General features: G+C 60.5%; 24 protein-coding genes. 12 read left to right on the top strand and 12 right to left on the bottom strand.

Annotated features, from left to right (window positions below; genetic code table 11):
• Nucleotides 1–27: 27 nt before the first annotated feature.
• From MLC70_RS03140 to MLC70_RS03130, 3 genes are all read right to left on the bottom strand, one after another.
• Nucleotides 28–366, bottom strand: coding sequence for a DUF503 domain-containing protein (locus MLC70_RS03140; protein WP_248181605.1), 339 nt, complete (start codon nt 364–366; stop codon nt 28–30).
• Between the two features lie 191 nt (nt 367–557).
• Entirely contained in the window at nt 558–2267 is a 1710-nt protein-coding gene (locus tag MLC70_RS03135; protein ID WP_248181604.1) for an acyl-CoA dehydrogenase family protein, read from the bottom strand.
• A gap of 1 nt (nt 2268) precedes the next feature.
• Nucleotides 2269–2931: a TetR/AcrR family transcriptional regulator gene (locus MLC70_RS03130; RefSeq protein WP_248181603.1), complete on the bottom strand. Its 663-nt coding sequence runs from the start codon at nt 2929–2931 to the stop codon at nt 2269–2271.
• Between the two features lie 275 nt (nt 2932–3206).
• Here MLC70_RS03130 and MLC70_RS03125 point away from each other — a divergent pair, with 275 nt between their 5' ends.
• The 4 genes from MLC70_RS03125 (at nt 3207) to MLC70_RS03110 (ending at nt 8400) form a co-directional block, all read left to right on the top strand.
• Nucleotides 3207–3428 carry a hypothetical protein gene (locus MLC70_RS03125; protein ID WP_248181602.1) on the top strand — a complete coding sequence of 74 codons (222 nt, stop codon included), beginning with the start codon at nt 3207–3209 and terminating at the stop codon, nt 3426–3428.
• A 454-nt stretch (nt 3429–3882) separates the two neighbouring features.
• The gene (gene hemB, locus MLC70_RS03120) at nt 3883–4914 is read left to right on the top strand and encodes a porphobilinogen synthase (RefSeq protein ID WP_248181601.1); all 1032 of its coding nucleotides are present in this window, start codon (nt 3883–3885) and stop codon (nt 4912–4914) included.
• A gap of 35 nt (nt 4915–4949) precedes the next feature.
• A complete protein-coding gene (ppk1, locus tag MLC70_RS03115; RefSeq protein ID WP_248181600.1) occupies nt 4950–7088 on the top strand; it encodes a polyphosphate kinase 1 in 2139 nt (712 codons plus the stop codon).
• Nucleotides 7089–7107: 19 nt separating this feature from the next.
• Nucleotides 7108–8400 carry a DUF945 family protein gene (locus MLC70_RS03110; RefSeq protein WP_282448263.1) on the top strand — a complete coding sequence of 431 codons (1293 nt, stop codon included), beginning with the start codon at nt 7108–7110 and terminating at the stop codon, nt 8398–8400.
• A gap of 8 nt (nt 8401–8408) precedes the next feature.
• On the opposite strand, the gene MLC70_RS03105 is transcribed toward MLC70_RS03110, so the two are convergent.
• The 5 genes from MLC70_RS03105 to MLC70_RS03085 all read right to left on the bottom strand — a co-directional run bounded on the left by MLC70_RS03105 (nt 8409) and on the right by MLC70_RS03085 (nt 13002).
• Nucleotides 8409–8657 (bottom strand): YfhL family 4Fe-4S dicluster ferredoxin, encoded by a 249-nt coding sequence (locus MLC70_RS03105; protein ID WP_248181598.1) that lies wholly within the window; start codon nt 8655–8657, stop codon nt 8409–8411.
• Nucleotides 8657–9151 carry a pantetheine-phosphate adenylyltransferase gene (gene coaD / locus MLC70_RS03100; protein WP_248181597.1) on the bottom strand — a complete coding sequence of 165 codons (495 nt, stop codon included), beginning with the start codon at nt 9149–9151 and terminating at the stop codon, nt 8657–8659. The genes MLC70_RS03105 and coaD overlap by 1 nt, the downstream gene beginning before the upstream one ends.
• A 53-nt stretch (nt 9152–9204) precedes the next feature.
• Nucleotides 9205–10797, bottom strand: coding sequence for a GMC family oxidoreductase (locus MLC70_RS03095; protein WP_248181596.1), 1593 nt, complete (start codon nt 10795–10797; stop codon nt 9205–9207).
• A gap of 30 nt (nt 10798–10827) precedes the next feature.
• Nucleotides 10828–11460, bottom strand: a complete 633-nt coding sequence (locus tag MLC70_RS03090) for a hypothetical protein (RefSeq protein ID WP_248181595.1) — start codon at nt 11458–11460, stop codon at nt 10828–10830.
• A gap of 96 nt (nt 11461–11556) precedes the next feature.
• The gene (locus tag MLC70_RS03085) at nt 11557–13002 is read right to left on the bottom strand and encodes a coniferyl aldehyde dehydrogenase (protein WP_248181594.1); all 1446 of its coding nucleotides are present in this window, start codon (nt 13000–13002) and stop codon (nt 11557–11559) included.
• Between the two features lie 208 nt (nt 13003–13210).
• Between MLC70_RS03085 and MLC70_RS03080 the strand changes: the two genes are divergently transcribed.
• Entirely contained in the window at nt 13211–13912 is a 702-nt protein-coding gene (locus tag MLC70_RS03080) for a TetR/AcrR family transcriptional regulator (protein ID WP_248181593.1), read from the top strand.
• 157 nt (nt 13913–14069) lie between these two features.
• Here MLC70_RS03080 and yihA read toward each other — a convergent pair whose 3' ends face one another.
• Complete coding sequence (yihA, locus tag MLC70_RS03075; protein ID WP_248181592.1) at nt 14070–14714, bottom strand: ribosome biogenesis GTP-binding protein YihA/YsxC; 645 nt, start codon at nt 14712–14714, stop codon at nt 14070–14072.
• Between the two features lie 175 nt (nt 14715–14889).
• Between yihA and MLC70_RS03070 the strand changes: the two genes are divergently transcribed.
• The 3 genes from MLC70_RS03070 (at nt 14890) to MLC70_RS03060 (ending at nt 17202) form a co-directional block, all read left to right on the top strand.
• Nucleotides 14890–15498, top strand: a complete 609-nt coding sequence (locus MLC70_RS03070; RefSeq protein WP_248181591.1) for a c-type cytochrome — start codon at nt 14890–14892, stop codon at nt 15496–15498.
• 151 nt (nt 15499–15649) lie between these two features.
• Nucleotides 15650–16285 (top strand): thiol:disulfide interchange protein DsbA/DsbL, encoded by a 636-nt coding sequence (locus tag MLC70_RS03065; RefSeq protein ID WP_248181590.1) that lies wholly within the window; start codon nt 15650–15652, stop codon nt 16283–16285.
• A 53-nt stretch (nt 16286–16338) separates the two neighbouring features.
• Complete coding sequence (locus MLC70_RS03060; protein WP_248181589.1) at nt 16339–17202, top strand: endonuclease/exonuclease/phosphatase family protein; 864 nt, start codon at nt 16339–16341, stop codon at nt 17200–17202.
• A gap of 70 nt (nt 17203–17272) precedes the next feature.
• Here MLC70_RS03060 and rpmG read toward each other — a convergent pair whose 3' ends face one another.
• The 3 genes from rpmG to radC form a co-directional block, all read right to left on the bottom strand.
• Complete coding sequence (gene rpmG / locus MLC70_RS03055) at nt 17273–17428, bottom strand: 50S ribosomal protein L33 (protein WP_007153739.1); 156 nt, start codon at nt 17426–17428, stop codon at nt 17273–17275.
• A gap of 11 nt (nt 17429–17439) precedes the next feature.
• Complete coding sequence (gene rpmB / locus MLC70_RS03050) at nt 17440–17676, bottom strand: 50S ribosomal protein L28 (RefSeq protein ID WP_114335425.1); 237 nt, start codon at nt 17674–17676, stop codon at nt 17440–17442.
• 198 nt (nt 17677–17874) lie between these two features.
• Nucleotides 17875–18549 carry a RadC family protein gene (gene radC / locus MLC70_RS03045; RefSeq protein WP_248181588.1) on the bottom strand — a complete coding sequence of 225 codons (675 nt, stop codon included), beginning with the start codon at nt 18547–18549 and terminating at the stop codon, nt 17875–17877.
• Nucleotides 18550–18718: 169 nt separating this feature from the next.
• On the opposite strand from radC, the gene coaBC reads away from it, so the two are divergent.
• The 4 genes from coaBC to argB all read left to right on the top strand — a co-directional run bounded on the left by coaBC (nt 18719) and on the right by argB (nt 24148).
• Entirely contained in the window at nt 18719–19924 is a 1206-nt protein-coding gene (gene coaBC / locus MLC70_RS03040) for a bifunctional phosphopantothenoylcysteine decarboxylase/phosphopantothenate--cysteine ligase CoaBC (protein WP_248181587.1), read from the top strand.
• A 37-nt stretch (nt 19925–19961) separates the two neighbouring features.
• Complete coding sequence (dut, locus tag MLC70_RS03035; protein ID WP_248181586.1) at nt 19962–20423, top strand: dUTP diphosphatase; 462 nt, start codon at nt 19962–19964, stop codon at nt 20421–20423.
• A 97-nt stretch (nt 20424–20520) separates the two neighbouring features.
• Nucleotides 20521–23178, top strand: a complete 2658-nt coding sequence (locus tag MLC70_RS18490; RefSeq protein ID WP_282448262.1) for a phosphomannomutase/phosphoglucomutase — start codon at nt 20521–20523, stop codon at nt 23176–23178.
• 73 nt (nt 23179–23251) lie between these two features.
• Nucleotides 23252–24148 (top strand): acetylglutamate kinase, encoded by an 897-nt coding sequence (gene argB / locus MLC70_RS03025; RefSeq protein ID WP_248181585.1) that lies wholly within the window; start codon nt 23252–23254, stop codon nt 24146–24148.
• Nucleotides 24149–24173: the final 25 nt, after the last annotated feature.

Here is a 24173-nt window from a genome sequence, read left to right as displayed (position 1 = left end):
GTTAGGCTACAGGGCCTCCGGCCGCACTCAGAGAATCTCCCGGTGCACGTCCAGTATGGCAGCATCCACCCGTTCCTGAATGGCTTTTTCGACCTGGTCGAGGCGCTGGGTGATCTGCTGGGTCGAGCTGCCCAGGGCGGCGATGGTCCAGGTGGCGCAGTCGAGGGCGTCCTGGTCGGCGGTCTCCGCCACTGCCAGATCAGGTTCGCGGCCCCAGACGGCTTTCAGGGCGGTGAAGACTTTGCGTTTGGCCTTGAGATCCTCGCAGCCGTAAAGCTGGAAGTGCAGGGTGAGCACACCCACGTGGGGGGTGATCACCGGCGTCGGACCAGACTGGTTGAGCAGTTTTCTGAGTGCTTCTGACATGTTGTGTTCGGCTTCGGTGCGGGAGCCGCCGGGGGCAGGACTTCCAAAACACGCTGTGAATACGTCCCTGTACGCTCCGCTCCGCCATCCATGGCTCCGCAGGGTTTTGGAAGTCCTGCCCCCGACAGCTCTCCAACTTTTCAGGTGGCATCGGGTTCAGTCAGGCTTCGGATATCCTGATCATTTGAACTTTAGCCTACTACAGGCGTGGCCCGTTTGATAATGGCCGCGGCGTCGGTGCCGGAGGGTAGGTTGCCATAGTTGAGGCCGCCGCCGGACTGCAGGCGGGCGGCGCAGAAGGCGTCGGCCACGGCCGGGTCGGAGCCGCGCAGCAGCAGGCTGGCCTGTAGGGCCAGAGCCAGGCGGTCGACGAGGTTGCGGGCGCGGTACTGGAAGTCGCTGATGTCGGCGAAGTCGTTCTGCAGCTCGGCCACGAAGCGGTCGAAGCGGTCATCGCTGCCGCGGGCTTCGGCTACTTCGCGGAAGAAGGCCTCGAGGGTGTCCGGCTCTTTCTGGATGGCGCGCAGGGTGTCCAGGCACTGGACGTTACCGCTGCCCTCCCAGATGGCGTTGACCGGGGATTCGCGGAACAGGCGTGGCATGATGCAGTCTTCCATCACGCCGCTGCCGCCGATGCACTCCATGGCTTCATAGGCGTGGTTGGGGGCGCGTTTGCAGATCCAGTATTTGCCCACCGGGGTGGCCAGGCGCGCCAGCAGGCGTTCGTGTTCCAGGTGCTGGTTGTCCAGCGCGCGGGCGATGCGCAGGGTATAGACCAGTGCCGCTTCGCTTTCCAGCGCCAGGTCGGCCAGCACGTTCTGCATCAGCGGCTGTTCGTTGAGGCGGTGGCCGAAGGCGCTGCGGTGGCGGCAGTGATGGGTGGCCTGGGCCACGGCCTGGCGCATGCCGGCGGAGCTGCCGATCATGCAGTCGAAGCGGGTCATGGCCACCATTTCAATGATGGTGGGTACGCCACGGCCTTCGTCACCGACCATCCACGCCAGGGCGCCGCGCAGTTCCGCCTCGCTGGAGGCGTTGGCGACATTGCCCATCTTGTTCTTCAGGCGCTGGATCTGCCACGGGTTCTTGCTGCCGTCCGGTCGCCAGCGCGGCATCAGGAAGCAGGACAGGCCGTTGCTGGTCTGGGCCAGCACCAGGAAAGCGTCACACATGGGGGCGGAGACAAACCATTTGTGGCCGAGCAGCTCATAGGGCTGGCCGGGACCTTCAGCGCCCACGGGGTAGGCCCGGGTGCTGTTAGCCCGCACATCGCTGCCGCCCTGTTTTTCGGTCATCGCCATACCGATGGTCACCGAGCTTTTCCCGCCGTCGGGCAGGTTGCGGGGGTCGTACGCATTGGCAAGGATGCGATCTTCCCACAACGCCGCCAGTTCCGGCTGTTTGCGGATCGAGGGGATGGCGGCGAAAGTCATGGTAATGGGGCAGCAGTGGGCGGCTTCCACCTGGGAGTGCATGTAGTACTTGGCTGCGCGGTTAACGTGGGCGCCGGCACCGGGGTTGGTCCAGGGGCTGCTGTGCAGGCCATGTTCCATCGCGATGGACATCAGTTGGTGATAGGCGGGGTGGAAGTCCACCTGGTCGATGCGGTGTCCGAAGCGGTCGTGGGTGTTGAACACCGGTTTGTTCTCGTTGGCGCGGAAGCCCAGTTCGATGGTTTCGCGCGTACCGGCGAGGGCGCCGAAGGCGACCAGGCCGTTCGTGGCGCCCGGCCCGCCTTCCCGTATCACCGCTTCCTGCAGCGCCTGATCCTGTTCGTACAGGTTGTAGTCTTCCAGGGCGGGCGGTTGGTTGACCACGTCGTGGGTCTGGGCCAAGTAGTGCTCTTGCGGTTCCTGTGCGTCATCGGCCGCGACGGGCGGTATGGGCTGGCGGGCGTTCATGTTACCTCCTGGTGCCAGTCAGCCCCTGCATGCAAAATCGTATGATGGCGTTGACCAGCGGATCGTTGTTGTCGTTGTTGTCGTTGTTGTCGGGTTCCGGTTCGTTTCCCGGTTTCTGTCGGGCGTCGCTTTGCACCGGTGACAAGGGTCCCACCAGGCTTTCGGCAATGGCACCCACCAGGCAGGTGCTGCTCTGACCGGCGTCCTGTTGTGGAATGCAGCCTTCCTCCATGCCCTCGCTGATGGCTTGCTCGAACAGCTCGGCGTAGGCCTTGCGGTATTTCAGTCGTTCCACTTCCACCTTCGGATCGACCGGCTCGGCGATCAGCGACCAGGCCATGACCGGTCCCCGCAGTGCTCTCTCTGCAAACTGGCGCAGTGCGGCTTCCAGTCGGGCGGTGGCGTTACCCCGGGTGGCCAGAGCCTCCGCGACCTTGTCCACCTCCCTCTGGGTGGCCAACCGGAAGATCTCCGCAAACAGATCCTCTTTGGACTCGAAATGGCGGTAGATGGTTCCGGTCGCCACGCCAGCCTGAGTGGCAATGGTGGTCACTCTGGCGCTGCGGAATCCGCTGTAAGCCACACATTCATAGGCGCAAGTCAGAATGCGCTGACGGGCTTCCGCCTTGCGTTTGCGCATTTTTTCCGTTTCCCGGTAAGCCATGCCGGCTCCTTTGAAGTAGTGAATCATTATTCATTCTTTGTGTCAACCTGGAAGGGGCTGACGGATGAACAATTTTATATATGCATTTCAATATCTTATTAGTGATTACAAAAAATTACAAAAAAGTCGTTGATCTGAAATAGCGTTGCTCGAAAAAGCAGATTATAAAGACGCCAAGGTGATCCGGAACGCCCGGTGTCACCGAGACAGAGCGGCCTGCCCGCGCCGGGTTTGGTGCGCTCGGTGTTTTGTTTTCGTTGATGGAGATTAAGGCCGTGAGTGAATTCGACGAAAGCAATCTGGAGCAATCCGGAAGCTGGAGCAGCGACAACGAGGATAACCACTCGGTCGCTGGCCGTGCCCGGATTCGTGCACAGTTGCAGGCGGACATCGAAGCATTTCTGAGCCAGGGCGGAAAAATCCAGGAAGTGGACACAACGTTCCGGTCCGACCCTTCCCGCAAGGTGGAGATTGGTTTCAATAACCGGTCACTCTGATCTCTCGGGCCCGCCTCCGTGCGGAGCGGGCCGGTTTTTGAACGCTGTCTCAGCGAGCCCTGGAGCATTGGTCTATTCTGTTTCCCTCGGCTGCCGGCTTCGCCGGCGGACTGCATTTTATAATTCCAACAAGCACCTGCGGATTATGAGAGTCTCATTGCTGCTGGCAACGGGTTTGCTGGTGATCATAGCAGTCCTCGTCGGTTTTTGGCTGGTAAATCAATCACCCGGGTCACAACCGCCGGCTGTCGACTCGTGACCCGAGTAACGGTGAGCAGGGGCTCTGGATCCTTGCGGTAACGGAGCTGTCATATCCCCCGGTTACGATCTGGCGCTATCGGGGCCATTACCGGCGGTCGCGTGCCTCCCGACGGCATGGGCGTGTATGATGAAAGTGCGGTTGATCGGTGATCTCCGGTCGGCCAAAAATCTGACCCGCCCCAGGAGGTGTTATATGCGTTCACCCATCCGTCGTGCTTTTCCTGCTGCCCGCCTGCGTCGTAATCGTGCCGATGACTTTTCTCGTCGCCTGGTGCGGGAGCATCAACTGACCGCAGACAATCTGATCTACCCGGTATTTGTGCTGGAAGGTCAGGGTAAGCGCGAAGCCGTGCCGTCGATGCCGGGTGTTGAACGGTTAAGCATTGATCTGCTGGTCGAGCTGGCGGAAGAACTGGTGGACCTGGGCATTCCGGCGGTGGCGCTGTTTCCGGTGGTGCCGGCGGCGGACAAGAACGTATCCGGTTCGGGCGCCTGGAACTCCGACGGTCTGGCCCAGCGTGCGGTGCGTGCATTGAAGAAAGCGGTGCCTGAGTTGGGTGTGATCACCGATGTGGCGCTGGATCCGTTCACCACCCATGGCCAGGACGGCATCGTTGATAATGACGGTTATGTGCTGAACGACGTCACCATTGAAGCGCTGGTCAATCAGGCGTTGTCCCATGCAGATGCCGGCGCCGATATCGTGGCGCCCTCAGACATGATGGACGGCCGCGTCGGTGCCATCCGCGATGCCCTTGAATCGGCGGGCTATGTGAACACTCGCATTCTGGCTTATTCTGCCAAATATGCGTCGAGCTATTATGGCCCCTTCCGTGATGCCGTCGGTTCCGCCGCCAATCTGGGCAAAGGCAATAAATCGACTTATCAGATGGATCCGGCCAACAGTGATGAGGCACTCCACGAGGTCGCCATGGATCTGGCCGAGGGGGCCGACATGGTGATGATCAAGCCCGGCATGCCGTATCTGGAAATTGTGTACCGAGTCAAACACGAGCTACAGGTACCTACATTTGTGTATCAGGTCAGCGGAGAGTATGCCATGCACATGGCAGCGGCGGACAATGGCTGGCTCGACGGCGATGCGGTGATGATGGAAAGCCTGATGGCCATGCGCCGGGCCGGTGCCGATGCCATCCTGACCTATTTCGCGGTCAGGGCAGCACGGCTGCTGCGTGAGTCCGCGCAAGGTGCCGGGAAGCCATAAAGTACCAAGAATCAAACATCTGGAATCAGCGAGTCATGACTACCGAATCAGCCAATGAATTGCACGTTGTGGACGATCAGAGCATCCCGGCCCCGGTGGAAGTGCCGCCGGTGGGGCAGGAAGTTGATCTGGGCGCCAGCGAAAACTACTTCAACCGTGAACTCAGCCAGCTGCAGTTCAACTATCGGGTGTTGAAGCAGGCGCTGGACACCACGCACCCGCTGATCAACCGGCTGATTTTCTGCTGTATTTTCAGCAGCAACATGGACGAGTTTTTCGAGATCCGTGTCGCCGGTCTGCGCCAGCAGATGAAATACGGCCGTGAGACCGTCGGTTCGGACGGCATGATGCCTGAGCAGGCGCTGGCGGAAATCAGCCGCGTGGCTCACGAGTACATCCGTGAACAGTACGACATCATCAACAACGTGCTGATTCCGGAGATGGAGCAGGAGAACATCCATTTCGTGCGCCGCCGGGAGTGGACTCCGGCCCAGGCCGAGTGGGTGCGCCGTTACTTCGACGAGGAAATCCTGCCGGTGGTCAGCCCCATCGGACTGGACCCGTCCCACCCCTTTCCCCGGCTGGTGAACAAAAGCCTCAACTTCATTGTGGAACTCGACGGCAAGGACGCCTTCGGGCGAGAGACCGGTATGGCCATCGTTCCCGCGCCGCGCTCACTGCCGAGGCTGGTGCGGTTGCCTAATGACGTCTGCGATGGCGGTGAGAATCTGGTGTTCCTGTCGTCGATGATTCACGCCCACGCCGACGAGCTGTTCCCCGGCATGGAGGTCAAGGGCTGCTACCAGTTCCGCCTGACCCGCAACGCCGACCTTGAGCTGGAGGACGATCTCGAGGATCTGGCGTCGGCGCTGCGGGGAGAGTTGCTCAGCCGCCGGTTTGGTGACGGTGTGCGTCTGGAAGTGGCTGACAATTGCCCGGAAGAACTGGTTCAGTTTCTGCTGCAGGAGTTCGGGCTGACCGAGCGGGACCTGTATCAGGTGCACGGCCCGGTGAACCTGACCCGACTGATGGCGGTCGGCGGGCTGGTGGATCGGCCGGACCTGACGTACTCCGGCTTTTCACCCTCGATACCGCGGCAGATCCGCAGCAAGGATTCGATGTTTGATGCCATCCGCAAACGGCCGATCCTGCTGCTGCACCCCTATGAGAATTTCAGCCCGGTGACCGACCTGCTGCGCCAGGCGGCAAAAGATCCCCAGGTCCTTGCGATCCGCCAGACGCTCTACCGCGCCGGCGCGGACTCGGAAATTGTTGAAGCACTGGCCGATGCCGCCCGCCGTGGCAAGGAAGTGACCGCGGTGATCGAACTGCGGGCGCGTTTCAGCGAAGCAGAAAACCTCGAGCTGGCCAGCCGTCTGCAGGAAGCCGGGGTGATCGTGGTCTACGGTGTGGTGGGCTACAAGACCCACGCCAAGATGATTTTGATCGTGCGGCGGGAAGAGGGGCGCCTGCGTCGCTACGTTCACCTGGGTACCGGCAACTACCACGCCGGTAACGCCCGGCTGTACACCGATTACAGCTTCCTGACCTGTGACGAATCCATCGGCGATGACGTCAACAAGCTGTTCCAGCAGCTGACCGGCATGGGCAAGGCACTGAAGATCAAGAAACTTTTCCATGCGCCCTTTACCCTGCATACGCGGTTGTTGAGCCTGATCGATCGTGAGGCGGAGCACGGCCAGAAAGGCCGCATCATTCTCAAGTTCAATGCGCTGACCGAACCGCAGCTGATCAAGTCGTTGTACCGGGCGTCCCAGGCGGGGGTAAAGATTGACCTGATCATTCGCGGTATCTGCTGCCTGCGGCCGGAGGTGCCGGGGCTATCGGACAACATCCGTGTGCGATCGATCATCGGTCGCTTTCTGGAACATACCCGTGTCTATTACTTCGGCAACAATGGTCGGCCGGACGTCTACTGTTCCAGTGCCGACGGCATGGAACGCAACCTGCTGAGCCGGATCGAAACCGCCTTCCCGCTGGAAGACCCGCACCTGATTGCGCGGGTGCGTGAGGACCTGGATACCTATCTTGCGGACAATTGCCAGTCCTGGGTCTTGCAGCCGGATGGCAGCTACCTGCAGAATCAGCCCGCGGAAGGCGAAGAGCGGCTGGCATCGCAACTGGTTCTGCTGGACCGCCTGACCGGGCAATAAATTCAGAGTGTGACGGAGAATGGCATTGAAAAAGACAGGAATAGTCGTGGGTGCGGTTGTCCTTGCCGCCGCCATCGCCGCGCCCTATGGGGTTGGCATGGTGACCGAGCAGCAATGGCACAGGGTTACATCGGAGGTGAACGCGTCACAGCAGTTTGTCCGGGTGGATACCGGTGATTACCAGCGTGGCTATCTCGGTGGCCGCTTTGAGGGCACCCTGGTGTTTGATGATCCCGCTGGGGACGAGCCCCTGCGGTTCCGGTATCAGGCCCGGGTCTCCCACGGGGTAACTGGCAGCTTGATGGAGTTCTCCCCACTGGAGGACTTGCCGGAGGTCGCGAAGGAACTGTTCGCGGAGGAAAAACCCGAGTTGACCCTGGAAACCCGTCTGTGGGGCACCGCCATTGTCGAGCTGACCATGCCGGCGGTGTCGGTGAACGACGACCAGACCGGTGAGACGCTGCGGATGTCTGGGGGCTTTGCCCGAGCAGATATTGGTGGCGCCGGCACCGAGGCGGATCTGACCCTCGTCTGGCCCGGAATGGTTGTGTCCTCCCCGGAGATGTCGCTCTCGGTGAATGAATTCCGGCTGGAACAGAGTCTGCGCCACCTGCGCGGCGAAGTCTGGACGGGGGAAGGTGAGGCGCATCTCGACGTCCTGGAGTGGTCTGCTCCGGGACAGCCGTCGGTGCGGCTGGAAGGCTTTGCCCTGACCAGCCAGACCTGGGCCACTGATAACGAACGACGCGTGAACAGCGAAACCCTGGCGACAGTGGACACTGTCACCGCCGGTGAGCAGACCGCCGGCCCGCACCGCCTGGAATTTGTGCTGCAGGATCTGGATGTGGACGGCTGGAGTGCCCTGACGGCGGCCCTGACCGATCTGCAGATGGCCGCCATGGATCAGGGCGGCTCGCCGGCGGCTTTTGAGCATCAGATGGCCAGCATGAATCGCATCAATGAGTCGCTGCTTGGTCTGGCGGCGGAAGGCTTCACTATCGGCTTTCCAGCCATCAGCGTGATGACACCGGAAGGTGAGGTGAACGGTGAGGTGATGATCGGCCATCCCCGGCTCTCGGACCAGGAGCGGGCAGAAATGCTGATGGTCATGCAGCGGCTGACCGGTCAGGTGGCGGTGAGCCTGCCCGCTATGCTGGCCGACAAGTATCCGGCGCTGATGATGCAGCTGGCACCGCTGATCAAGGAAGGCATGATGGTGCAGCAGGGCGACCGATTGAGCATGGAGGCGGAGCTGAAGGATCTGGCCCTCAACGTGAACGGAGTGGTTATTCCGTTACCCCCCCTGCTGTAATGGCCTGATCAGTTGCCGGTCAGCTGGTGGTATTTTTCCAGTAGCTGCGCCTCGGTTTCCGGCCGCATCGGGTCCAGGGGGATGCAATCCACCGGGCAAACCTGCTGGCACTGGGGCTCATCAAAATGCCCCACGCACTCGGTGCACTTGTTGGGATCAATCACGTAAATCTCGTCGCCCGGCGAAATCGCATCGTTCGGGCATTCTGGCTCGCAGACATCGCAATTGATGCACTCGTCGGTAATCAACAGGGCCATCAGGGATTACCTAAGGAATGCTGGAATTTCTGTTTCAGGGCAGTCTCAACGGCGGGGTCCACGAATTCCGACACGTCACCGCCCAGGGAGGCAATTTCCCGGATCAGCGTTGAGGAAATGTAGGACAGGTGGTTGGCCGGGGTCAGGAACACGCTTTCGACTTCTGGCGCCAGGCGCCGATTCATGTCCGCCAACTGAAACTCGTACTCGAAATCCGACACCGCCCGTAATCCCCGCAGAATCACCGTTGCTTTCTGTTCCCGCACGAAATCCGCCAGTAGATTGCTGAATCCGGTGACCGTCACGTTGGGAATGTGGGCAGTGGCCTTGCGGACCAGCTCGCAGCGCTCGTCCAGATTCAGCAGCGGCTGTTTTTTCGAATTGTAAGCGACCGCCACCACAATTTCGTCGAACATTCGGCCAGCCCGTTCGATCAGGTCGGTGTGGCCATTGGTGATTGGGTCAAAAGTGCCCGGGTAAATGACTTTAGGCATGCACAGCTCCTTGGGTAACGGGCCTATAGCATACTCGGGCACCTGCGCCTTTGTCAGCCTCTGAGCCGGCTGGCGAGGCGAGTGCTGTTGCGCGCCGCCAGCGCGTACACCGACAACTGCGGGTTGGCGCCGATGCTGGTGGGAAACACCGAGGCATCGTGAATGCTCAGGTTGCTGACCTGATGGTGCTCGCCAAACCCGTTCACCACCGAGTTGCGTGGGTCCTTGCCCATCCCGCAGCCACCCATCTGATGTGCAGTGAACAGCCGCACGCGGTGCGGCTCCATGGGCAGAGTGTCGATGGCGGCTTTGGCGTCGGCCCAGCGATCAAACCAGGGCGAGTCCAGGTGCATCAGTCGCACCTGCTCTGCGCCGGCGGCGAACTGGATTTCCGCCATGGTGCGGAACGCGTTACGCAACCCGGTCCAAAGGTAGTCGGTGACCGGGTAATCCAGCACCGGGCTGCCGTCATCACGGAGGCTGACGGTGCCGCCGGGGCTGTCCGGGTGAAAACCGTCCCGCATCAGCGCAATCACCGACTGCATCCAGGGCAGCTGTTTGAGGTTGTCGAGCTGCTCCGTGCCATGACCCGGCACCACCCCGCTGGACAGCGCCGGATGCAGCGGCGGTACTTCCAGTTTGTAGCCTGCCGGCCCGTCTACGCCCTCGCGGAAATTGAACTCGTCCGAGTAGATCGATTGGGGGGCCCCGTAGAACGGATCGACCTTTTCAGGCATTCGGGCCACGGTGGCATTGACCGGGTGGATAAATGAGCGCTTGCCGACCCGGTTGTGGGGGTCGGGCAACTGTGAACGGAGCAATAGCCCCGGCGAGCCGATGGCGCTGGCCGCGACCACAAAATGCCGGGCCTTGAGCGTCACCGTCACACCCGAGGGTGTCACGCTGTCCGCGGACATGGCGGAGGCCACCAGATGGTCGATGCGGTCCTGCTTCATCACCAGTTTGTCGGCGCGCAAGCCATGGAACAGGCGGGCATCGTTATCCAGGGCAGCGGGAATGGTGGTGGTCAGAGCGCCCTGCTTAGCGTTGGTGGGGCAGCCTACGCCGCAGTAACCCAGATTCCAGCACCCCTTCACGTTGCGGGGGATGACTTTCCAGGAAAAACCGAGCTTTTCACAGCCCTGGCGCAGGATGTCATTGTTGACGTTGGGATCGGTCAGCCAGGGAGCCACGGTGTGGCGCTGCTCCCGACCGTCGAACCAGGGTCTCATTGCCTCTGGCCGCAGGGCCTCGAGGCCGAACTGGTCGGCCCAGTAATTCAGTGTCGGCTCGGGGGTGCGGAAGCTTGACGTCCAGTTTACGGTGGTGGATCCGCCGACGCAGCGGCCCTGCAGAATCGCAATGGCACCGTCTTTGGTGACCCGGCTCATGCCTTCCTGGTAAAGCGAGGCATAGGCGGTGAGCTCGTCCATGCGGAAGTCTTTCTGGTGATACAGCCGACCCTCCTCCACGAGGATGACCGACAACCCCGCGCGGGCAAGTATTTCGGCGGTGGTGCCGCCGCCGGCGCCGGTGCCGATGATGACCACATCGGCTTCGTGGGTCTGGTGATTGGTAAGGGTAGCGGCGTCGGTGACGCGCCAGCCGGACTCAAGGCCCTGGGCGATACGATCGGTTAACGACATGATTGGCTCCGGTAATCAGCAAAGGCGGTGTCAGGCGTTCTTGAACTGGGGCAGGGCATCCTTGGCCCAGGTCGGTGGTCCCGGATAACCCGAGAGATGCCAGTGATCAGGGTGGCCATAGAACGCCACGTTGCTGATTTTGGTCAGTGCAATGTAGCCGTTGTTGAACAGGCCGATCCCGCTGGAGCGCCAGCGCTGCAGAAAGGCTTCGGCTTCGGCGGTTGTCACACTGGGCCAGCTGGACCAGACCCGGGCAATGGTGATCCGTGTCAGCCCGAAGTTGAGCAGGTCAAACAACCGCCGCAACTCTTGCTGGTTGGCCGGGCCGAATTGCACGATGCCCTGATCGATACGTTCAATGGTGCCAGCAATCGCTTGGCTGCGCTGTTCCGGCTGCTCGGTCAGCGCCGGCCCGACGATCGCGGGCAGCAGGGCCTCGAACAGCGTGATGTCGTCACGGGTGAGAAACTGGAAGCGGTAACTGGCATCCATGCGGGTATCCACGGCGCTCAGGCGCCCCGCGGGCGCGGTAGCGCAGCCACTGAGACCGGCGCCCAGGCTTACAGTGCCGAGAAACAGCGTGCCACCCACGCCGGTGCGGAGAAAGCTGCGCCGGTCCATGGCGGTCGCGTCGTGGGATTCGGAATGGGGAACGTGGGGCATGTCAGGGTCGCCTTTTTATTGTCGTTGGCTGACGAAAAGCGCCGGGGTGCAACCCGGCGCTTTCTCCGGCTTTTCGGTCTCCGGATTGTCGGTATTTCAGCGAATGAACAGCTTGTAGACCATTTTGTGGGCGGCGGTGCCATGGGGGGCATACACGTACTTGCCGCTGTTGAACTTCTGTTTGGCGAAGATAGCCCGGTGGTGGGAGAAGGTCAGGAAACCTTCCTTGCCGTGATAATGGCCCATGCCGGAGTCGCCAACACCGCCGAAGGGCAAGTCGTCCTGAGCCACGTGCATCAGGGCATCGTTAATGCACATGCCGCCAGAATGGGTGCTGTCTACCACGTGTTGCTGCATGGATTTGTCGTAGCCGAAAAAGTACAGCGCCAGCGGCCGCGGGCGATCGTTGATGTAGTGGATGGCTTCGTCAAGATTGCCATAGCTGACCACCGGCAGAATCGGGCCGAAGATTTCGTCCTGCATCACTTTCATGTCCGGTGTGGTGTTCAGCACCAGAGTCAGCGGAATCTTGCGGGTGCCATCGTTGAGATTCTCCCGGGCGGGGTTGATTTCGATAACTTCCGCGCCTTTCTCGCGGGCGTCAGTCAGATAGCTCTGCAGGCGATCGTACTGACGCTCGTTGATGATGGCGGTGAAATCGTCGTTGTCCCGCAGGCTCGGGTACATGTCGCTGAAGCGGGCACGGAACTCGTCCACAAACGCCTTGACCCGATCGGCGGGGCACAGCACGAAGTCCGGGGCCACGCAGGTCTGGCCGGCGTTGAAAGCCTTACCGAAAGCGATGCGTTGGGCGGCATCTTCCATCGGTACGTCCGAGGACACAATGGCGGGTGACTTGCCGCCAAGTTCCAGGGTCACCGGGGTCAGATTTTCGGCGGCCGCCTTCATCACCAGTTTGCCGACGGACGTGGAGCCGGTGAACAGCAAGTGGTCGAACGCCCGGCCGGAGAAATCAGCGGCCACGTCAGCTTCGCCGGTGATCACCGACACCAGGTCCTCCGGGAAGGTGGACTCGATGATTTCTTTGAACAATGCCGAGGTGTGCGGGGTGAATTCCGACATTTTGATCATGGTGCGGTTACCCGCCGCCAGCGAGGCCACCAGGGGGCCAACCGCGAGATAGAGTGGATAGTTCCAGGGCACGATCACGCCGACAACGCCCTTGGGCTGGTAGTGCACCTTGTTGCTGGCCGGCTGGAACAGCACGCTGACGTGTCGCTTGGACGGCTTCATCCAGCCGCTCAGGTTTTTCAGGGTGTAGTTGATGCCCTGTATGGACGGCATGATCTCGGCAATCAGCGATTCGTCCCGTGAGCGACAGCTGAAGTCCCGATCGATGGCGTCGGTCAGTTTGTCCTGGTTGTTCAGCAGCGCACGCTTCAGACGTTTGAGGTTTTCCTGGCGCTCTGACAGCGACGGCATCGGATTGTTGCGGAAGGCCTTTTTCTGGTCTTCGAACACACGGTGTGTATGCTGAATCTGTTTCTTGCTCTCGGTAAGCTGAACGACTGTAGCTCCCATGGTGCTTTCTCCTCGCGGCTCCGGGCGGGGTGCCGGAAACACTGTTGTTGTGTGTGGCGATAGTGCGTGGTGGCGAAAAAACGCCCAATTTGCGCTTGATGGTATTATTAGAGTATATACTCTAGTGAGTCAAGAAAAGCCCGATGGCGGATCAGGCCATCCGCCGGCCATACAACGACGTCCTTAACAACAAGGCCACGCCGAACCTATGAAAACCAGAGACAAGATTCTGTTATCTAGCCTGGAGCTCTTCAACGAACGGGGAGAGCGGAACGTCACCACCAATCACATTGCCGCGCACCTGGCTATTTCTCCGGGCAACCTCTATTACCATTTCCGCAACAAGTCGGACATCATCTACGAGATTTTCCTGGAATATGAAAAGTTGGTGGATTTTTACCTGGATATCCCCGAAGACCGGCCGCTCACCCTCGAGGACATGACGTTCTATCTGGAATCGGTGTTTGATGGTTTGTGGAGTTACCGGTTCTTTCACCGGGATCTGGAGTATCTGCTGGATGGTGATCGGCGATTGCGGCAGGACTATCGGGAGTTCACCAACCGCTGCCTGGATGCCATCAGCCGTATTTTCGAGAAACTGGCGGAAGCCGGAATCATCGAGCCGCAGCCGGACGAATTACGGGCGGCCATGTCGCTGAATGTCTGGCTGGTGATCACCAACTGGATGGCATTCCTGAAAACCGCCCATGCCGGTGAGGAGTCTGCCACGCTGACCCTGACCGAGCTCAAGCAGGGCATTTATCAGGTGCTGACGCTGGAAGTGCCTTACCTGACTTCCGCTTACCGTGAGCGGGTGATGGCCCTGCGGGAGCGGTACCGTCCGCAACTGCCGGAGACGGCGGTTGCGCCTCAAGCGCAAACCGCCGAAGCGAGTCTGATTAAAAACTGATCAGCGGCGGGAACTTTTCAAAAGGCCGGGTGTCTCACTACCGACACTGGGGATCCGGACATCCCTGGTGTCACCCTGAGTGAGTTCTCAGGTTTTAGCACGTCGCAAACCCTGACGTTTCGCCGGCTTGTCTGATGGCAAGCCGGTTTTTTATCGCTTACTCCGCCGCAGGCGACGTATTCTCTCCCTCAAGCCACGCGTTCAGCGCATCACGACACTCATCGACGCCGCGCTTGGACGTGGCCGAGAACATGATCAGGTGGTGCACGCAGGTGAAGGCTTTCAGTTTGTTGGCAATCCCCATCATCGCGGTTTTGGCCTGACCAAACTTCAGCTTGTCGGCCTTGGTGGCAAGAATCATCAGTGGCAGGTTGTTATGCTCGCACCATTCCACCATCATTTGGTCGAAATCGGTTAGCGGGTGGCGGATGTCCATCACCAGCACAAGGCCGCGCAGGCAGCGGCGATCATTAAGGTAATGACCCAGGTGCTTCTGCCAGTCGTCTTTCATGTCCCGGGAGACCTTGGCGTAGCCGTAGCCGGGCAGGTCCACCAGGCGGCAATGTTCCCGGTTCAGCGTAAAGAAATTGATCAGCCGGGTACGACCGGGGGTTTTACTGGTTCTTGCCAGCTTGCCGTGCGCGGTGATCGAATTGATGGCGCTGGACTTACCGGCGTTGGAGCGCCCGGCGAATGCCACCTCGGCACCGGTGTCCGGTGGGCACTCCTCCAGTTTGGAGGCGCTGATCAGAAAGCGGGCGCTGTTGAACGAGACGGGCTTCGGGGTCAGGTCGGATGACACGGCGGTTGGATTTCCTATTGGATTTCAGTTATCAGGGATTAATGTATAATGCTACACCAATTCCGGGCAGCACGCTGAGCGTTGCTGCTGAACAGCCCCGGTTTTGTGCCTGTCTGGGCCAGTGCCTGCCGGCTGCATAACGAAGAATACTTTGGATGAGAGAAGCGGAGCGAGCATGAAAAAACTGATCGCAGGAGTTGTTCTCGGCGTTGGCCTCACAGCGATGGCGCACGGGGCGGGAGATCCTGAAGCAGGCAAAGCGAATGCAGCAGTGTGCGCGAGTTGTCACGGCGAAGGCGGTGCCAAACCCATCATGGGGATTTACCCTAAACTGACCGGGCTGGGTGAAAAATACTTGTACCGCCAGTTAGTGGCAGTCAAGAACGGCGACCGTCAGATCGCCGAAATGACCGGTATTCTGGATAACCTGTCAGACGAGGACCTGCAGGACCTGGCCGCCTATTACAACGAGCAGGACATGACTGTCCAGCAGGCCAATCCGGATCTGGTTGACGCCGGTCAGGCGTTGTACCGCGGCGGCAACATGGCGTCTGGCGTTCCTGCCTGCTCCGGCTGTCATAGCCCGCAGGGCAAGGGTAACGAGCCGGCGGGCTATCCGCGACTGGGTGGCCAGAATGCCGAGTATATCCAGAAGCAATTGAAGGCTTACCGCGATGGTGAGCGTGCCGGTGGCCAGAATGCGTCCATCATGATGGACGTGGCCGCCAAGCTGACCGACTCGGAAATTGAAGCGGTTTCCAACTACCTCTCCGGCCTGAACTGAGTTCATCGGATCAGTGTCGCGACGTGAAGACCCCGCCCGGTGCGGGGTTTTTTTATGCCTTTCCCCGCTTTAATCTGGGGTCGGTGGAACTTTATGCGCACGCTGGGTCATAATCAGGTCCAGAAACAATGTTCAAAAACGGAGATAGTCGATGTTGAGAAGTCTGAGTACTGCTGTCACCTTGCTCGCAGCCTTTGCCATTGCCGGACAGGTCAGTGCGGCGGAGTGGCAGGAAGGCACCCATTACCGGGAGCTCAGTTCACCGGTTCGTACCGACAACAGCGAAACCATCGAAGTGGCAGAAGTGTTCTGGTATGGCTGTCCCCATTGTTACAACTTCAAGCCGCTGGTGGAGTCCTGGGTAGAGGATATCCCGGACGACGTCGATTACGTGCAGATTCCGGCAGCGCTCGGTCAATCCTGGGAACCACACGCCAGGGCATTTTACGCGCTGGAGTTCATGGGTGAGCTGGACAAGGTGCACGACGCGCTGTTCGACGCGCTGGCCCGGGATCGCCGGCCACTGAACTCCGGTGAGGCGCTGGCAGCGTTCGTCAGCGATCATGACGTCGATGGCGAGGCGTTCCTGAAGGCCTACAACAGCTTCGGGGTGAATGCGAAAATGCAGAAGGCGCAGTCCAAAATCCGTGGTGCGCGCATCACTGGGACACCGACTATGCTGGTTAATGGCAAGTATACGGTCAGTGCCTCCATGGCTGGCAGTCATGAAGCGGCGCTGGAAGTGGTGGATTACCTGGTCGAACAGGAGCGGGGCGCTGCCGAGTAAACAACCCTGCTTGCGCAGGTAAACACGCGTCACAGTCGGGTGAGCTGGCCACTATGTACAGACACATTCGCAAGCAGCTGGACGGGCTCCTGCGCCCTGCCCGAGAGCCCAGGGGCAGTTGCAGCTCGGGCAGCGAGCATGTGCCCGAGTTCGAAGCGCACCGGCATATCCGGCTGCTGACGTTCAATATCCAGGTGGGGATCAATACCTCGTCCTACCGGCATTATCTGACCCGCAGCTGGCAGCATTTTCTGCCGCACCGCAACCGCATCGAGAACCTCGACCGAATTGCCACGTTGTTGCGCAACTACGATGTCATTGCCCTGCAGGAGTGCGATGGCGGCAGTCTGCGCAGTGCCTACATCAACCAGGTTCAGTACCTGGCTGAGGCGGCGGGCATTCCTTACTGGTATCAACAGCTCAACCGCAACCTCGGGCAGATTGCCCAGCACAGTAACGGGCTGCTGAGCCGCTATCGGCCGCTGGATGTTACCGAGCACAAGCTGCCGGGGCTGATCCCCGGGCGGGGTGCGATCATTGCCCGCTATGGCTCCGAAGACGACCCGCTGGTGCTGGTGATGATGCACCTGTCGCTGAGCCGGGCGGCGCAGCAGCGCCAGCTGGGTTACATCCGCGAACTGATCGGCGATTATCAGCACGTGGTGCTGATGGGGGACATGAACAATCACGCCGAAGAGTTACTGACCCAGACCCCCCTGAAGGAAACGAACCTGATTCCGCTGCCGGATACCGCCCACAGTTTCCCCAGTTGGCGTCCGGAAAAAGCGCTGGATCACATCCTGGTCAGTCCCAGTCTGGAGATCCGCCGCTCGGAGGTAGTGAGTTATCCGATGTCCGACCACCTGCCGATTGCCATGGATGTGGCGCTGCCGAAAGGGTATCTGGAGACGTTCTGATAAAAGGGAAAGGTTTGAGGCACTAAAAAACCCGGCACAAGGCCGGGTTTTTTGTCGGTCGCCGGATCAATTACTTGATCTTGGCTTCCTTGTACGCAACGTGCTTACGGACAACCGGATCGTATTTCTTGATCTCGATTTTTTCCGGGGTGTTACGCTTGTTCTTGTTGGTCGTGTAGAAGTGACCAGTACCTGCTGATGAAACCAGCTTGATTTTCTCGCGCATGATGCGGCTCCTTAAAATTTCTCGCCGCGGGCACGAAGATCGGCCAGCACAGCGTCAATGCCTTTTTTATCGATGATGCGCATACCCTTGGTGGATACGCGCAGCTTCACGAAACGCTTCTCTGATTCAACCCAGAAGCGGTGGTTCTGCAGATTCGGCAGAAAGCGACGACGAGTGTGGTTCATCGCGTGGGATACGTTGTTACCGGTGACCGGACGCTTACCGGTAACCTGACAAACTCTGGACATACTTGCCTCCGACCTGAGCAATGGTCTTGATATACGAATTCGTTTAATCGCGCTTCTGGTTGTCGCTGCTTGCGCCACGAAAAAGCAAGCTGCTCGCCAGACGCCGCCAGAAAGGGACGCTTTTATACCAGAACTGGCCCCCCAACGCAAAAAATTGTTGGGAATTTGGCCAGTTTTTTGGATCTGGCCCAGCGCAGTTTACATCAACCCCCGTTCAGCCAGGGATATTACCTCACCGTGGCCGACAACCATATGGTCAAGAACCCTGATATCGACCAATCCCAGGGCCTCGCTCAGGCGTCGGGTGAGGGAAATGTCCGCCTGGCTCGGTTCCGCCACGCCGGACGGGTGGTTGTGGGCAAAAATGACCGCCGCTGCATTATACTCCAATGCCTGACGCACCACCTCCCTGGGGTAGACCGCGGCACCATCAATCGTGCCGCGAAACAGCTCCCGGTACTGAATGACCCGGTGTCGGTTGTCCAGAAACAGACCGGCAAACACTTCGTGTGGGTAGGTGCCGAGCCGGCTGCACAGAAAACGCCGGGTGTCGCCGGGGGATCGCAGCGGGTCGCCCTGGCGCAGGGGTTCGTCCATCACCCGTTGCGCCATCTCCATGGCAGCCTGAACCTGGGCGTATTTGGCGGTGCCGAGGCCTTTGACCTCACAGAATTGTCGTTGCGATGCTGTCATCAGGCCGCGCAGGCCACCGAAGTTGTCGATCAGGTGGCGGGCCAGTGCCATCACCGGCATACCGGCGGTGCCGGTGCGCAGGAAAATGGCCAGCAACTCGGCGTCAGACAGGCTGCCCGCGCCGTGGGCCAGCAGTCGTTCGCGCGGGCGCTCGTCGGCGGGCCAGGTGGGGGTGGTCATGGTTGCATCCTTGCGGTCAGTGGTCAGTGGTCAGGGTTCGGGTGGCGTCGGCGCGTCCTGCGCAGGCCACTGAAATCTGTCAGAAAGTCTATCACGGGCTGCAGGCTGTCCACAGGCGTTAGCCGTGGTATCTTATGACTTCTTTATGTCATTCGGGTACGGAGCGGGTATGGCCCCACAACGAATTCTGCTGGGAATCACCGGCGGTATTGCCGCCTACAAGTGTGCCGAGCTGGTGCGTCTGCTGAAAAAGGCCGGGCACGAGGTCCGCGTGGTGATGACCCGGGGCGCCGAGGCGTTCGTCACGCCGCTGACCTTTCAGGCCCTGAGCGGAGAGCCGGTGAGGACGTCGCTGCTGGATCCCGAGGCTGAGCAGGGGATGGGGCACATTGAGCTGGCCAAGTGGGCAGATCTGGTTGTGGTTGCGCCCGCCACAGCGGATTTCATTGCCCGCCTGGCTCATGGCCTGGCGGACGACCTGCTGACAACCCTGTGCTGCGCGACCGAAGCGCCCATCGCGCTGGCTCCGGCAATGAATCAGGCCATGTGGAACAACGCCCGCACCCGGCGCAACATCGAATTACTGGCTGAGGATTCCCAGATCCGGCTGTGGGGGCCGGATGAAGGATCCCAGGCCTGCGGGGATACCGGCCCGGGCCGGATGCTGGAGCCCCTGGTTCTGTTCGAGCGGATAACTGGCGACGCCGGTGCGCCATCGCCTGGCCCCGGTATTTTAACCGGCAAGCGGATTGTTATTACCGCCGGGCCAACGCGAGAACCCATTGACCCGGTGCGCTACATCAGCAATCACAGCTCCGGTAAAATGGGCTATGCCATTGCCGCGGCTGCTCGTGCCGCTGGCGCCGACGTGGTGTTGGTCAGCGGGCCGGTCACCCTGTCTGCACCTCCCGGCGTGCTGGTTCGGCCGGTGATGACCGCTGAGGAGATGCTGATGGAAACCAGTCGTGCGGTGGACGAAGGCTGCGACCTGTTCATCGCCACTGCCGCGGTAGCGGATTACCGTCCCGGTGCCTGCGCCAGTGACAAGATCAAGAAGACCGGCACAGACATGACTCTGGCCCTGGTGCGCAACCCGGATACTCTGGCAACCATTGCCGCACGGGACGATGCGCCTTTCACGGTCGGGTTTGCCGCAGAAACCACCGATGTGGAGCATTACGCCCGCGACAAGATGGCACGCAAGAAGCTGCACATGATTGTTGCCAACGATGTCTCCGTGCCCGGGTTGGGTTTTAACAGTGATCGTAACGCCGTCACCGTGTTCTGGCCGGGTGGCCAGCAGGCCATCGGGCCGGAGAGCAAAACCGGTATCGCCCGCCGGCTGATCGCACTGATTGCCGGGCAACTGCCCTGAACCGTATTTCTCTGAAACCCTACCGACAGGAACTTTCATGACACGCAAAACACTTCAGGTCCGCATCCTAGACCCCAGAATCGGTGACACCATCGCGTTTCCGGAATACGCCACCGAGGGCTCTGCAGGACTGGATCTGCGGGCCTGCCTGGAGCAGCCGGTGACCCTGAAACCGGGCGATACCGAGCTGATCAGAACCGGCCTGTCGATTCACATCGCCGATCCTTCACTGGCGGCCGTTATCCTGCCCCGTAGTGGTCTGGGCCACAAGCACGGCATTGTGCTGGGCAATCTGGTTGGTCTGATCGATTCGGACTACCAGGGCGAACTGATGGTGTCGTGCTGGAATCGTGGGCACAGCGAGTTCACCATCGACATCGGTGAGCGTTTGGCGCAATTGGTTCTGGTGCCGGTGGTGCAGGCGGATTTTGAAGTGGTTGATGCCTTTGACGCCAGTGACCGTGGTGCCGGTGGTTTTGGCTCCACCGGCACCCGTTGATCAGGTAACAGACTGTAAACGCAGAAAAAGCGTCGGGCGTCTATACTTGGCTGATGGCTCGTTGCCTCGGAAAAAATTATAAGTGCAGGATGGACTCATGAAGCTGGGTAAAAAGAAGAAACCGGATGACGCTGTGGCCGACCAATCCGATAACCCGTCGCCGGCTGAATCGAAGCCGAGAAAAAGGGCAGCCAGTGGTCCACGCCTGAAACGCATGGGCTCGGTTGCCGGAACCCAGGCGGCGGTGGTGTTTGTGGCCGGTTTGCTGGCGGCGGGGCTGATCCACTTTCTGATCGTCGGACCGGCGGAATCGCGCCGTGCGCAGTTGCAGGCGGCGGTTGAGGTCGACACCGCGGCCAATCGCCTGAACCAGCACGTTGCGCTGTTGCAGGCCGCGGTGTCCGGACTGGCCGCGCAGGGTCACGTGCGTGAGGCGCTGGCCAGCCCACAAGAAAGGCAGGCCGTTACGGATGAGCTTGCCGGTGCCTTGCCCGGCGTGCGTGCAGTTCACCTTTTCCCCTACGGTGATATACCCCGCAGTGCCAGTGGCTCGGACACCCTTGGGTTTGCCGGTCTCGACCTGGCCCGGCGGGCCGAATCCGGGCGTTCGTTGCACCCCGACGCCTTTCCCCGCGACAACCAGTGGTATTTCCAGCTGGCCGCACCTATTCGTAATCCGAATAATCAGGCCATGGCCGGCAGCATGCTGGTGGTGTTCGATGCAGCGCAACTGCGGCCGCTGCTGGCGGTGAATAACGATCAGCTTGGCGGGCAGCTGGCGCTGGTGCAAACAGTCGGTGGCAGCGCCCGGGTGGTGGTCAGCAACGGCACCGGCGGCGGTGCCGCGCTGGAGCGCGGGCTCGGCGCCCCGGACTGGTCCATCAGCTACAAACCGGCCTCGGCCCCCGCTCCGGTGGTCAGCGCCATGCTCTCGCTGATTCTGGTGCTGGCTCCGGTGCTCGTTGCGGCGATTGTGGTGTGGATGCTGCTGGGCGCGGCCCAGCGGAGTATCCGTCAGGATGTGACCGCGCTCACCCAGTGGGCTCAGAAAGTATTCGGCGGTGAGCGATTGAAGCTGCCCGCGCTCAGGTGGGACATGGTGGCTTCCGCCGGCGAGGTCCTGCAGCGGTTGTCCCAGATGGTTGATAAGCGGATGGCGAAAGCCTCCGAGTCGGCCCGGCCGGCGAAGGGAGCGTCAAAGCCGGTGCCGGCAGAGACCGACGAGCCATTGTTCCAGGAAAAGGACATGCTGGACATCGACATGCTCGACGGTGATGAAGACGTTCTGGGTTTCGGGGGTGGCAGCGGGGGTGGCAGCGGGGATGACAGTCTCGGGGAGGCCTCTCCGGCATCGGCAGTGCGGGAGGCGACACCGCCATCGGTCAGCGTGCCTGCCGGAATCTTCCGGGCCTACGACATACGGGGCATTGTGGGTGAAACCCTGTCCGAGGATATTGTGTATGCCATCGGCCGCGCCATTGGCAGCGAAGCGGCGCAGCGGGGTGTGGACAGGATCTGCATCGGCTACGATGGCCGTCACTCCAGCCCCGATCTCGCGGACGCCGTGGCTCGGGGGATCATGTCCACCGGCTGCAATGTGGTTCACGTGGGGGCGGTACCCACGCCGGTGCTGTATTTTGCCACTCACAAACTGCAGACCGGTTCCGGGGTGATGGTGACCGGTAGTCACAACCCGGCCAACTACAACGGCCTGAAAATCATGCTGGGCGGGGAGACTCTGTCCGGTGACGCCATTCAGAAGCTGCTGCAGCGGATCCAGACCGGAGATCTGGCCAGTGGCCAGGGGGCCCAGTCGTCCGAGGATGTCCGGCGCGCCTATCTGGATCGTATTGTGGGCGATATTGCCGTGGCTGCACCCCTGAAGGTGGTGCTGGACGCCGGTAACGGTATTGCCGGAGAGCTGGCACCCATGCTGGTGGAAGAGCTCGGCTGTGATGTAATTCCCCTGTACTGCGAGGTGGATGGCGATTTTCCCAACCACCATCCGGATCCCGGCAAGCCCGACAACCTGGCGGACCTGATTGCCCGGGTTCAGGCGGAAAAAGCGGATATTGGCCTGGCCTTCGATGGCGATGGAGACCGCCTGGGTGTCGTGACCAACACCGGCAAGATCATCTGGCCCGACCGCCTGCTGATGCTGTTTGCTCGCGACGTGGTTTCGCGCAATCCGGGCGCTGACGTGCTCTACGACGTCAAGTGTAGCCGCCGCCTGGCGGGGGTGATCTCCGAAGCCGGGGGGCGCCCGATCATGTGGAAAACCGGACACTCGCTGATGAAGGCGAAGATGAAGGAAACCGGGGCATTACTGGCGGGAGAGATGAGCGGCCACATCTTCTTCGGCGAACGCTGGTACGGGTTCGATGATGGCCTGTATTCGGCCGCCCGGCTGTTGGAAATTCTGGGCATTGAGGACCGCCACAGCGATGAGGTGTTCGAGGATTTCCCGGAAGACATCAGTACGCCTGAACTGAATGTGGATGTGACCGAAGACACCAAGTTCGAGCTGGTGGCGCGCCTGGGGAAGGAAGGGGTGTTCGGCGATGGCAATATCAGCACCATCGATGGCATTCGTGTGGACTATGCCGACGGCTGGGGCTTGTGCCGGGCGTCGAACACCACCCCGGTGCTGGTGCTGAGGTTCGAGGCGGAAACCGAGGAGGCACTGGAGCGCATCAAACAGGTGTTCCGTGACCAGCTACAGAAAGTGGCTCCGGACCTGGCGGTGAGCTTTTGATGGCCGCCCGGAGCACAGACAGAGCACTCTGACACTACGTTAACCGACCGTTTGGAAAGGCGAAGGCAGCAACATGGCACTGGATCGTGAAACAGCAATGCAGGTGGCGTCCGTACTGAGTAAGGGCTTGCCCTACATTCAGCGTTTTACCGGAAAAACCGTGGTCATCAAATACGGCGGTAACGCCATGGAGAACGAAGAGCTCAAGAGCAGTTTCGCCCGCGACGTGGTGCTGATGAAGCTGGTGGGCATCAACCCGATCGTGGTGCACGGCGGCGGCCCGCAAATTGGTGGGTTGCTGGAGCGGTTGAACATCAAATCCCGCTTCGTCAACGGCATGCGGGTGACCGACAGCGAAACCATGGATATTGTGGAGATGGTGCTCGGCGGTCAGGTGAACAAGGAAATTGTGTCACTGATTAACGCTCAGGGCGGCACTGCCGTGGGTCTGACCGGTAAGGATGCCAACCTGATCCGTGCCCGAAAGCTCGAGGTGTTCGACCGTTCCCCGGAACTGGAGCGGCCGGAAATCATCGATATCGGTCACGTGGGCGAGGTGGCCAGTGTCAATGTGGAGGTCATCGACATGCTGACCCGAAGCAACGTGATTCCGGTGATCGCACCGATCGGCGTAGGCCCCGATGGCGCTTCCTACAACATCAATGCCGATCTGGTGGCGGGTAAAGTGGCAGAGGCCATGAAAGCCGAAAAGCTGATCCTGCTGACCAATGTGTCCGGCCTCAAGAGCAAGGAAGACAAGGTGCTGACCGGCCTGACCGCAAAGCAGGTCAACGATCTGATTGAAGATGGCACCATCCACGGCGGCATGCTGCCGAAGATCCGTTGCGCGTTGAGTGCGGTGGAAAATGGCGTGCGCACGTCTCACATCATCGACGGCCGGGTTGCGCACGCCACCCTGCTGGAGATATTCACCGATGAGGGTGTGGGGACACTGATTTCCCGCAACTGATGGGTATCCGGTCGTATTGCCCGGC

The sequence above is a fragment of the Marinobacter goseongensis genome (assembly GCF_023156235.1).
Taxonomy (GTDB): domain Bacteria; phylum Pseudomonadota; class Gammaproteobacteria; order Pseudomonadales; family Oleiphilaceae; genus Marinobacter; species Marinobacter goseongensis.
This window is presented reverse-complemented; position numbering and strand designations above follow the sequence as displayed.